Origin of the sequence: Wolbachia endosymbiont of Glossina morsitans morsitans, from assembly GCF_000689175.1 — a bacterium.
In the GTDB taxonomy this organism is placed as follows: Bacteria; Pseudomonadota; Alphaproteobacteria; order Rickettsiales; family Anaplasmataceae; genus Wolbachia; species Wolbachia pipientis.
Window position 1 is genome coordinate 1 of sequence record NZ_AWUH01000178.1, and the last position, 1,781, is coordinate 1,781.

At 38.3% G+C, this 1,781-nt stretch carries 1 pseudogene; it reads right to left on the reverse strand.

What is annotated here, in order from left to right:
• Positions 1 to 1,749, reverse strand: a pseudogene (lepA, locus tag WGMM_RS04635) (translation elongation factor 4); the annotation flags it as partial.
• Positions 1,750 to 1,781: the final 32 nt, after the last annotated feature.

Below are 1,781 nucleotides of genomic sequence, written 5' to 3' on the forward strand. Positions count from 1 at the left end.
TTTACGTTCCCTATAGAATGTAACCTTTTTTTACCCTTCTTTTGCTTTTCAAGTAGTTTCATTCTTCGCGTTACATCTCCACCATAGAGTTTAGCTGTTACATCTTTTCTGTATGGGTTAATCGTTTCTCTGGCAATAATTTTTCCGCCCACTGCCGCTTGAATCGCGATTTTGTATTGCTGACGTGGTATTAGATCCTTCAAGCGTGCGCATATTTCACGCCCTCTTTTTTCTGCCCTACTTTTGTGAACGATACAAGCCAGTGCATCTACGGGCTCTCCACTAATTAAAAAGCTTAATTTATCTATTTGGCTTACCAGATAGCTGGAAATTTCCCAATCCAAACTTGCATATCCTTTGGAAATTGATTTTAATCGATCATAAAAGTCAAAACAACTTCAGACAGTGGTAATTTATATCTTAACAATGCTGTTGTTGTGTTACCAATGTAAGATAAATCCTCCTGTTCTCCCCTCCTTTCTTCACATAGAGATAGAATCTCTCCCAAGTATTGGTCAGGGACCATTATGGTTGCGGTAATCCATGGTTCTTCCACAATTTCAATTTTCGTTGGATCTGGCATATCACTTGGGTTATGAATATTCAAAATTTCACCACTTCGTGTTGTAACCCTATATATAACACTCGGTGCAGTTGCTGTTAGGTCTAAATCAAATTCTCTCTCGAGCCTTTCTTGAATAACTTCAAGATGCAACATTCCCAAAAAACCGCAACGAAATCCATAGCCTAGTGCATTTGAAGTTTCAGCTTCGAAGGTAAAACTTGCATCATTTAAATGTAACTTCTCTAGAGCTTCCCTTAGATATTTAAAATCATCCGTTTTGTGAGGGAAAATGCTACAAAATACCACAGGATGCACTTCTTTAAATCCAGGAAGTGCTTCACTACAAGGTCTCTTTTCCTCAGTGATAGTGTCTCCTACCTTGCAGTCTGCTACTTCCTTCATTGAAGCAGTTATAAAACCAACTTCACCCGCTGAAAGCTCACTCGTCATAACTTTTTTAGGGGTGAAAATACCGATATTATCTATCTGATATGTAGCATTATTAGACATCATAACAATTTTCATGCCTTTTTTAGCACTCCATTTTTAACTCGCACTAAAATTACTACTCCTAAGTAAGTGTCATACCAACTATCAACCAAAATTGCTTGCAATGGAGCATTTACATCACCTTGAGGAGCTGGAAGTTTTGCTACTATTGCTTCCAGTACATCTTTTATTCCAAGTCCAGTTTTTGCTGATATTAAAACTGACTCACTTGCATCAATACCGATTATTTCCTCAACCTGGAGTTTTACCCCTTCTGGATCTGCAGCAGGAAGATCAACTTTATTGAGCACAACTATTATTTCATGGTTGTTGTCAATAGCTTTATATACATTTGCAAGGGTTTGTGCTTCAACGCCCTGGCTACTATCCACCACTAAAAGTGAACCTTCACATGCGGCTAAGCTTCGACTTACCTCGTAAGAAAAGTCAACGTGACCTGGGGTGTCCATGAGATTTAGGCAATATTGATTACCGTCGTTTGCCGTATAATTAAGTTTTACCGTCTGTGCTTTAATTGTAATGCCACGTTCACGCTCTATATCCATTGAATCGAGTATTTGATTGATCATTTCTCTTGCTTCAAGGCCGTTACATTCCTCTATTAAACGGTCAGCAAGCGTTGACTTACCGTGGTCTATATGCGCTATTATTGCAAAATTTCTTATGTTGTTCATTTATGGCCCACTATACTTAATTAGCGAAACTA